At 34.3% G+C, this 9,806-nt stretch carries 6 protein-coding genes; 5 read left to right on the top strand and 1 reads right to left on the bottom strand.

Going from position 1 to position 9,806, the window contains the following annotated elements; translation table 11 throughout:
- Positions 1 to 431: 431 nt before the first annotated feature.
- A complete protein-coding gene (locus ACIQ2I_RS05765) occupies positions 432 to 980 on the bottom strand; it encodes a DUF3575 domain-containing protein (protein WP_396181484.1) in 549 nt (182 codons plus the stop codon).
- A gap of 246 nt (positions 981 to 1,226) precedes the next feature.
- Here ACIQ2I_RS05765 and ACIQ2I_RS05770 point away from each other — a divergent pair, with 246 nt between their 5' ends.
- The 5 genes from ACIQ2I_RS05770 to ACIQ2I_RS05790 all read left to right on the top strand — a co-directional run.
- Positions 1,227 to 2,990 (top strand): polysaccharide biosynthesis protein, encoded by a 1,764-nt coding sequence (locus ACIQ2I_RS05770; protein WP_396181485.1) that lies wholly within the window; start codon positions 1,227 to 1,229, stop codon positions 2,988 to 2,990.
- Between the two features lie 18 nt (positions 2,991 to 3,008).
- The gene (locus tag ACIQ2I_RS05775) at positions 3,009 to 3,557 is read left to right on the top strand and encodes a sugar transferase (RefSeq protein ID WP_396181486.1); all 549 of its coding nucleotides are present in this window, start codon (positions 3,009 to 3,011) and stop codon (positions 3,555 to 3,557) included.
- A gap of 613 nt (positions 3,558 to 4,170) precedes the next feature.
- On the top strand, positions 4,171 to 7,950 hold the full coding sequence (locus ACIQ2I_RS05780; RefSeq protein WP_396181487.1) for a T9SS type A sorting domain-containing protein: 3,780 nt from the start codon (positions 4,171 to 4,173) through the stop codon (positions 7,948 to 7,950).
- A gap of 15 nt (positions 7,951 to 7,965) precedes the next feature.
- Positions 7,966 to 8,157 carry a hypothetical protein gene (locus tag ACIQ2I_RS05785; protein WP_396181488.1) on the top strand — a complete coding sequence of 64 codons (192 nt, stop codon included), beginning with the start codon at positions 7,966 to 7,968 and terminating at the stop codon, positions 8,155 to 8,157.
- A 338-nt stretch (positions 8,158 to 8,495) separates the two neighbouring features.
- Positions 8,496 to 9,806 (top strand): autotransporter-associated beta strand repeat-containing protein (locus tag ACIQ2I_RS05790; protein WP_396181489.1); only part of this gene is annotated, 1,311 nt, incomplete at its 3' end.

Below are 9,806 nucleotides of genomic sequence, written 5' to 3' on the forward strand. Positions count from 1 at the left end.
AGAAATCGAGATATGGATTGAGGCTATCTTTGGAAAATTTTACTGAATACGAGAAGGTCAAGGTGCTACCTTTGTACGCAGTATCAAATATCAACACGCTCGGATTATGAATACCAACAATATCGCTTATTTGTTTATCTGTTGCGAAGCATCTTTATTGTGATTATCGAGAGCAGTCAGCTTTCAGCAATTAGCTTTCAGTAAATTCCAAATCCCAAATCGAAAATTCTACTTTAACAATCTAAAAATCTAACAATCCAAAGATCTAACAATCTAAACGACCAAATTCCAAATTCCAAATTCCAAATTCCAAATCCCAAATCGTAAATCCCAAATCGTAAATCGTAAATCCCAAATTCCAAATTCCACTTAATCTATCTAAAAATCTAACACTCTAAAGATCTAAAGATCTAACAGTCTAACAATCTAAACTAAATTTTCCAAATCAAATTCACTCCACCGCGATAGGGCAACCATTCCCCACTTTTATTAAACTTATCGGCATCTTCATATCTTACACCAGTAGTGATATCATATCCTTTATAAAAACTCTGAATGGTACCCCCGCCAATAAAAGCTTCTAAAGCAAACTTCTCGGATACGGCATACACATAACCAATACTAATTCCGGCCATATAATTATACCCTTTTTGGTAATAATTAGTATTTGCATAATTGTATTTTTGTAAATGAAATGTACTTCCTCCAATATGTCCGCCTACATAAAATCCTGTTTGCTCGGGTTTTGAATAATAACGAATTTCAGGCGTAATAATTAAAAACTTCAAAGGCATGTTATGATAGCGATTAAAAGTAGAACCAATAGCATCTATATGAAAGCTAAAATGGTTACCCAATCCTTTTTCATAACCTACTGAGGGGAAACCTAGTAGTGTACTAGCGGCATTTACATGAACCCTTTGTTGCCCAACAACACTTCCAAAAAATAACACCAACCAAACAACTAAAAAACGATTCATAATTTTAATTTTTGGCAAATATAAGTTTTTATTTTAGCAACAAGAACTGAAACAAACCAACAACAATTTTTTTTAATAAAAAAAAAGAATAACTTTGTTTAAAGAAATTTCCGAAAAAAAATGCAAAATAAAATAAGAACCTACCTTAATTTAAAGAAATTAAGTTTTTTACCTAATTGGTCAATTTTAATTATAGATTTAATAATTACCTCCTTTGTAGCTAGCATAAATTCGATTATTTTTAAAATGATAGGAGTCGAATTTTATAATGTACTCCCAACAGGTTCAAGAATAGCACTACTTGTAGGCGTGTTGTTTTTCTATTTTATTGTTTTTAAAACCTACTCAGGTATCATTCGATATTCGACTTTACAGGATGCTGTTCGAATTTTTAAAGCGGTTATAGCCGCATATATAACCATTGCCGCTTTTGATACGATATACTTTTTAGCATACAACACACACGTTTTTGTGTTACTAACCGTTTTATTCTCAACACTAATTATATGTTTTACTTTAGTTTCTTTTAGAATTTTTATTAAAACATTGTTTAAATACTTTACGGGCGCTGAAGATCAAAAAAAAGCAAAAAAAATTGTAATTATTGGGGTAAACAGCACTACAATTGCATTAGGCGAAGCGCTATTAAATGATAGTGCTCACTATAAATTACAGTTCTTTATAGATAAAAACAAACGCCTAAATAATAAAAACTTATTAGGAATTCCGGTCATTGCAATATCAAATTCTATTATTTCCATACTTCGATACAATAAAATCAATCACGTAGTATTAATTAAGAATTATTTGCCAGAAAAAGAAGAATTAGAATTATTAAATGATTGTTTACTATATAAAATTAATGTGTATAATGCAAAGTTGGTATCCGACTTAGATTCCGACTTAAGTTCTGCCAAATCATTAAAAAAATACACCATTGACGAATTGATGTTTAGAGACACCATAAGTATTGACAATCCAAGTGTAATTAAAAACTTCAAAGAAAGAACAGTTTTAGTAACGGGCGCCGCAGGATCTATTGGGAGCGAAATTGTCAATCAAATTGCAAAATTCAATCCATACCGAATTGTAATACTAGACCAAGCAGAAACACCTTTAAACACGATTCAACTTAAAATGGCAGCCGCATTTCCACAAATTACTTGCGAATATGAATTAGTGGATGTAACCAATACAAAAGAAATTCAATCGGTTTTTGAAAAATACAAACCAGAAATTGTTTTTCATGCAGCAGCATACAAACACGTACCTATTTTAGAAAACAACTTTATGCAAGCCATAAAAGTTAATGTTTTTGGCACTAAAAATGTGTTAGATGCAGCACTAAAATTTGACACGAATCAGTTTGTATTTGTATCAACAGATAAAGCGGTAAATCCTACAAATATTATGGGAGCCTCTAAGCGATTGGCTGAAATTTTAGTCCAGTCCATCTTCTACCAACAAAAAAGTATCGAAAAACTTCAAATTATTATTACCCGTTTTGGAAATGTACTTGGTTCAAATGGATCTGTGGTAAACCTTTTTGAAGAACAAATTAAAAACGGCGGACCAATAACCGTAACGCATCCAGAAATCAATAGATTCTTTATGACTATTCCTGAGGCATGTAAGCTAGTGTTAGAAGCTGGAACCATGGGCACAGGGGGAGAGATTTTTGTTTTTGATATGGGAAAACCAATACTAATTAGAGAATTAGCAGAAAAAATGATTCGTTTAAGCGGGAAAGAACCCTATGAGGACATTGATATTATATATACTGGATTGCGATCTGGGGAAAAACTATACGAAGAACTTTTGTCAGATTCCTCAAAAACATTGCCAACGTATCATTCAAAAATTCTAATTGCACAAGATCCTGTACCTTGTTTTGAAAACGTAAGTGAGTTTCTAGTCAAATTAAAAGACAATTCATTTGAAACAAAAGAAGCACTGATTGATGTAATCAAAGAAATGGTCCCTGAATTTATTCAAACACCACAAGAATAAAAAAAGGTAAATACCACTATGACAATTCTATTAATTGGTTTAGGTTTTTTATTTTTAGTGTTAGGTATCACCGCAATTGATACACAATCAAATGGCTTTTTTACACAAGAGCGAATTGGGCAACACGGAAAATCATTTCTGATTTATAAGCTACGAACCCTTCATACAAAAACAAATAAAAGCTCTTTGTGGGGACAAATGTTACGAAAAACCAAGTTAGACGAACTTCCGCAACTTCTTAATATTTTAAAAGGGCAAATGACTTTTGTAGGGCCACGACCAGATGTTTCCGGCTACGCAGATAAATTAGCTGGAGCAGATCAAATTATCCTACAACTGAAACCAGGCCTCACCGGTTTAGCCTCTTTAAAATACTGCAACGAAGAACAACTCTTAGCCCAACAAACCCACCCGCAACACTACAACGATGAGGTCATTTGGCCAGACAAAGTCCGCATCAACAAATGGTACGCAGAAAATCGTACTATTAGTATGGACTTACAAATTCTTTTTTACACCCTGTTTCCCGCTTCCTTCGATGTAGATGGGTTTATTGGGGAAAGGTAAAAGGTGTAGGGTAAAGGGTATAGGGTAAAAGTAATTAGTACTAATTACTAAATTCGCTCATTCGCTCATTTGCTAATTCCCTCATTCCCTCATTTGCTCATTCCCTCATTGTCATTCTGAACTTGTTTCAGAACCTCCTACGCAGTAGGCCACCCTGTTCACCTGTGAACAGCACCCCTTCACCCTTGACCCTTTACCCCACCCCCTTTTCAAAACCCCAACCCATTTATTAACAATTTGTTAATACTTTTTTACTTTTATCGATGATTATTTTATTATTTTTGAAAATGAATAACAAATCCCTAATAGATAACTTTTTAAACAAAATTTTATGAAATACAAATTACTTTTAGTAACACTTCCATCCTTTTTTAAATGAGAGGATTGATACAAGAATTCTATTGCTACATTTTTAAACTTTATATTTTGCATTTGATAACAAAAAAAGTAAGTTACTCTATAAAAATGATATATTTTTGATGAAAATGCATTGTGCCTATTGGGTTTAATTGTTTGTAAAATAGAGTACGAATAGATGGTTTATCGTTCGATCTCCTAAAAGCTTAATTTATTTATAACTAAAAAATACAATACTAATTTTAATGATTATATAATGAAACAAATTTTACAAAAAATGAAGCAGTATGTCCTAGTGGTATTGCTAGTATTAATGGGTAATTATGGATGGGGGCAGACAATTGTGAATCATACTTTCTCTTCAACGAGTGGATCAATTGATTCTAATATAGCATTTACATCTCAGAAAAACAGCTCTTCAACTGTACCTGCATTTTCTTCTGGTCTTAGATTGTATTCTGCATCAAATGGTAGTGGATGTTCAATAACTTTAACACCATCAAATGGTGCAATTATTACTCAAGTTAAAATCACAGCTCAGTCAACTTACACACCGACGGTTAAATTTAATGTTGATGGGGGTGCTGATGTTACGGCAAGTTTAACTTCTTTAGTTTATACAATTTCAGGAATTTCTTCAACTTCAAATTTAAAAATAAGAAACGCAAATACAACTAATACACAGTGGAGAATAAATTCAATAGAAGTTACATATAACATGCCTTCATCTAACGACACTACTTCCAAAGTAGAACCTCCAACAACACAAATTTCATCTATAGATTTACCTTCTTTGGTAACAGAAGATAATGCAGCTGTTGAGGTTTTTAAGTTTAATATTAGAGATGCAGGTACAGCTGATGGTTTGGCAACGAAAGTTACGCAAGTTAGCATTAAAAAAGCATCAGGCACAGCCGATTGGACAGACCATATAGCAGGTGTGAGTTTGTGGGATGGAGCTAATCAAATCACAACAGGTACTGCCACAATCACTGATACAGATATTACTATTCCTATAACTTCAGGAAACTTAGATATTGGTGATGGAACTAGTAAAGAAATTAGTCTAAAACTTTGGTTAAAAACAACTAATATTGTTGACAATGCAACTATGGCATTTACAATAAGTTCAACAGGTCATGGGTTTATTTCAGATCCATCAGGGTCGTCTTTTGCGTCAGATTTTGGTAGTGCTGTTACTAGCAACACCATGTCTGTAAGAATTGAAGCTACAAAAATGATTTTTACGCAACAGCCAACTTCACTTGAAGTAAATGCAACTATGAACCCTTCTGTAGAGGTAAAATATGTGGACGTCAACAACAATGTAGATATTGATGCATCTAATCTTGGACAAACTGCTACACTTTCTGCTACAGGGGCAACCCTTTCTGGTACTACAACTACAGCTGGAACACCTGTAAATGGTGTAATGACTTTTTCTGATATTAGTTTTCCTACTGCTACAACTGGTGTAACACTGACTGTAACCGATAGTGGAACAGTAATTATTGGTGGAGCTACTGTAACCAGTACGGCTTTCAATATTAACGAAGCTTTACCTGCCACCCCAACGGCAACAGAAGCAACCAATGTGGGTAGTTTTCAATTTGATGCTAATTGGAATGCGGTTGCAGGTGCTACAAGTTATAGATTGGATGTAATGACTTCTTTAATAAATAGTCCATTTATCAATGAATTTCACTATGATAATAGCACTTCGAACGACCCAAATGAGTTCATAGAAATAGTCGTTCCTAATTCATATACAGGTGTTGATTTTACTGTTACTCTTTATAATGGTAATGGAGGAGTAAGCTATGAAACTTACACTTTAAATGATTTTGTTTTAGGACAGTCGTATTCAAATTATAAAGTGTATTCTAAGACCTTAAATAATATAATACAAAATGGTGCACCAGATGGTTTTTCACTTTCTGATAATGCTGGATTAATCGAATTTATTAGTTATGAAGGGACTTTTACGGCAACTAATGGTCCTGCTAATGGTGCAACTTCAAATGATGTAGGGGTTTTAGAAACAAATTCTACACCTGAAGGATCAAGTATTCAAAAAACAGGAGATTTTGGTTCTTACAGTTGGGTAGTTTCTGGTATTAATTCAAAAGGAACAATAAATGCTAGCCAAACAATCAACGATACCTATATTTCTGGTTTTGAAAACTTGAACGTTGGCAATGTTTCAACTTATACCGTTTCAGGTTTAAATCAAAATACAACATATTATTATAGAGTCCGTGCGGTAAATGGTGCAGGTGCAACAATAAGTAGTAATGTGATAACTGTGCAAACACCAATAGCTTCTACCACTTGGAACGGTACCACTTGGTCAAATAGCGCACCTACTGCTTCAATTGACGCTATCATAGACGGTGATTTAACAACTACAACAGATTTAGTGTGTAAAGATTTAACCATCAATTCGGGTAAGACGTTGACAATAGGTGCAGGAAAAAAATTAACCGTATCGGGTAATTTAATTAATAATGGAACTATAATTTTTAAAAGTGACGCTACAGGTACGGCTATGTTTGATGTCTATAATGGCTCACAATCGAGTTTAGGTGTGACAACAGTAGAACGCTATATCCCTTTAGGCAAACGTGCCTTTAGATTATTAAGTCCTGCGGTAACCACTAGCAACAATATTTCAAATAACTGGCAACAACAAACACATATTACTGGAGGGCTGGGTACAACTGGCTTAGGCTTTGATGCAACAGCTACCAATAATCCGTCTATGTATACCTACAACAACCAAGTGGTATCTGGTTCAGGTTGGGCATCAATTGCCAACACCAATGCAACTAATTTAACGGCTGGGGTAGGATATAGAGTTTTGATTAGAGGAAACACAAATGTCGATTTAGCGTTACCTTCAGCAAATACAATGAACGCAGCCATAACGTTAAGCGCTACAGGTATTTTAACAACAGGCCCGGTAACTATAAACGATACCTCATCACCTGTAGCTACAAATAATCAACTAAATGCTACTACTGCGGGGTATAGTTTAGTAGGTAACCCCTACCAAAGTGCAGTGGACTGGCATGCAGTAATAAAATCTGGTATTGATGGCGCTTATTATGCTTGGGATCCAAACAGAGGATCAGGAACTGCTAGAGGTAATTATGTGTCTTATAATTTTTCATCAGGTAATAGTGATAGCGATTCACAAGTTGGTCGATACATTCAACCCGGTCAAGCGTTTTTTGTAAAGAATACCACGCTAGGAACAGCAGGGACATTAACCTTCCAAGAAGCCCACAAAGCGACAACTAGCGCCAATGTATTTAGAACTTCTAATGAAACAGAGAGTGCCAACTTTGCTTCATTAAGTGTGCAATTATATGATCCTAATGAATTGGCAATTGGCGGGTATCCTATAGATGCTACAAAAGCGGTTTTTAGTTCAGATTATACAAACGAACTAGGATTGGGTGATGCTACAAAATTAGAGGCAGCAAGTGAAAACATCGCTTGGTTTAGAAACAATACCAAACTAGCTATTGATGCTGCGGCGCCAGTAACTATTACAGATGAGTTAGTGATGAAAACCCTACGTTTAGGAGCCAATAAAGATTATACGTTTAAAATTCAAACCACTAATTTTGATTCAGCTTTAACCCCTTATTTAGTAGATACTTTCTTAAACACACAAACAGAGATTACTACATCACAAGCATATTTAGCCTCATTTGCAACAACAACCAATGTGGCCTCATACAGTGAAAACCGTTTTAAAATAGTGTTTACAAACTCCATACTTAGTACAGATACATTTGCTACCCAAGTAGGCCTGTATCCAAATCCTTCAAAAGGAAATGGTTTCTATTTACAATTGCCTTCAACAACAAAGGCAACGGTAAAACTTTACAATACGATAGGCCAAGAAATTGCTATAACCAATAACGAGGGTCATTACCAAGCCAATCAGAGTTTAGCATCAGGTGTATATCATATCCTGGTTACACAAGAGGAAAAAACAAGTAAATTAAAATGGATAGTTGAATAATAAAGAGCGAAAAAGATGAAAAATAATAATAAAAAAAGATATAGTTTAGTATTTGTTTTAGTTTCAGGATGGCTTCAAGCAACAGAATTCTTTCCAGATGATACACAAGACGTACCGGCAGAACCAATAAATGATTACTTACCTGCGTTATTTTTAATAGCCATAGCAATGGCCTATTGGGTACTAAAACCAAAACCAAAACCATAAACCAAAAGCCGCCTCTAACGAGGCGTTTTTTTTGGTATAGCGAGCACAAATCACCTAATTATCTCATTCGCTAATTCGCTCATTATCTCATTATCTCATTGTCATGCTGAACTTGTTTCAGAATCTCCTACGTAGTAGGCAATCCATTTATCTTTTCTCTTTATTTTGAATTTTTTATCAACACGAAAACGTTTTCGTACTTCAAAATTATGAATTGTGTTTTTTTTTGGCAATTTTATTATTAAATTCGTTTTTTTAAAGTCATTATTAGTGATATTTAGTAATTTTCATTCCTATTTTTGTTTGATAATCAGGGATGTGCAATTTAAAGAAACAATATGAAAGCAATTATTTATTTATTTTTTTTATCTCAATTAGTATTTAGCCAAGTGACAACAGTGCAATTTACTCAGCAGCTTAGTGAATACGATTTGAGTTTAAATACTTCTGGATCAGGAGGGATTTTTAATAGTGGCACTCCTCCTACTCAAGTAGGGATGTGGATGAATTCGGATAATTCAGCAAATGGATATGCGGGTAATGCATTATGGAAAACTTTTCGAATTGGGAGTAGTACATCGAGTTCTTCAAGGCCTTTACAAATTGGAGATGAATTTACCATAACGGTAAATACTAGAGGGTTTTATTATGGTACAATAGGAGTTTCACTTAATTCGGGTATTTTACCAGCAGCTTCATGGGCAAACCGCTCAGCGAATAGCCGAATAAGAATTCAACAGGATGGTGCTAATTTCGGACCCTCTTCACCGGGTTCTTGGTATTATTCCGGAAATACTTCAGGTTCTTTTTCATTGACTCCAACGGGAAGTTATGTTGATTATGTAATTAAAGTCAAATTAATTTCGCAAAGTCATTGTAATGTATCAATAAATGGAAATTGGATTTATGATGTTCCATTGGCAGGAAATATAAATGATCAAATTACCAATTTCTCAATTTACATGAGTGATGATAGAGCAGGTGTATGGAATGTTGATGGGGGAAATCGTGGAGACACTAATTGGAAGCAAACCACTCAATTGCAAAATACCGGATCAATAAATATTGGCGCTAGCAATAATTCCTACACCATTTCAACGCCTCTACAAAATGGTTTAGATGCAAATAGTTTGTCCTCAAATAATTATTCAAATGGTCTAACAAAAGAAGGGACAGGTACAATTATTTTAACAGCAGCTAATAATTATAGTGGCTTAACAACAATAAATAATGGTACTTTACAATTAAATCGCTCAGGAGGAGGAACTATACTTGACACAAACAATATTACGGTTAACTCTGGTGCAACTTTGAGAATTTCAAGTAATCAAACATTAAATAACCTAACAGTTAGTTCGGGTGGAAATGTTATTATTGACCCACAAGTAGTTCTGAAGGTAAATGGAACTTTTACCAATAATGGTCAAATCATCTTCAAAAGTGATGCAACAGGATCTGGTATTTTTGATTCCTTCACAGGTGCTATTTCCGGTACTGGAAGTGTAACAGTCGAACGTTTCATTCCTGCCAATAAACGTTCGTTTCGTTTTTTAAGTTCGGCGGTAACGACCTCCACATCAATCAAAGCAAACTGGCAAGAAAATGTAAGCAATACAACTACTGTTTATGCTGATAATCAAAATCCAAAC

Source organism: Flavobacterium sp. (assembly GCF_044368995.1).
Taxonomy (GTDB): Bacteria; Bacteroidota; Bacteroidia; order Flavobacteriales; family Flavobacteriaceae; genus Flavobacterium.

Coding starts and splice junctions, on each gene's coding strand:
- ACIQ2I_RS05765 (WP_396181484.1), bottom strand. CDS start 980: ATGAATCGTTTTTTAGTTGTTTGGTTGGTGTTATTTTTTGGAAGTGTT.
- ACIQ2I_RS05770 (WP_396181485.1), top strand. CDS start 1,227: ATGATAGGAGTCGAATTTTATAATGTACTCCCAACAGGTTCAAGAATA.
- ACIQ2I_RS05775 (WP_396181486.1), top strand. CDS start 3,009: ATGACAATTCTATTAATTGGTTTAGGTTTTTTATTTTTAGTGTTAGGT.
- ACIQ2I_RS05780 (WP_396181487.1), top strand. CDS start 4,171: ATGAAACAAATTTTACAAAAAATGAAGCAGTATGTCCTAGTGGTATTG.
- ACIQ2I_RS05785 (WP_396181488.1), top strand. CDS start 7,966: ATGAAAAATAATAATAAAAAAAGATATAGTTTAGTATTTGTTTTAGTT.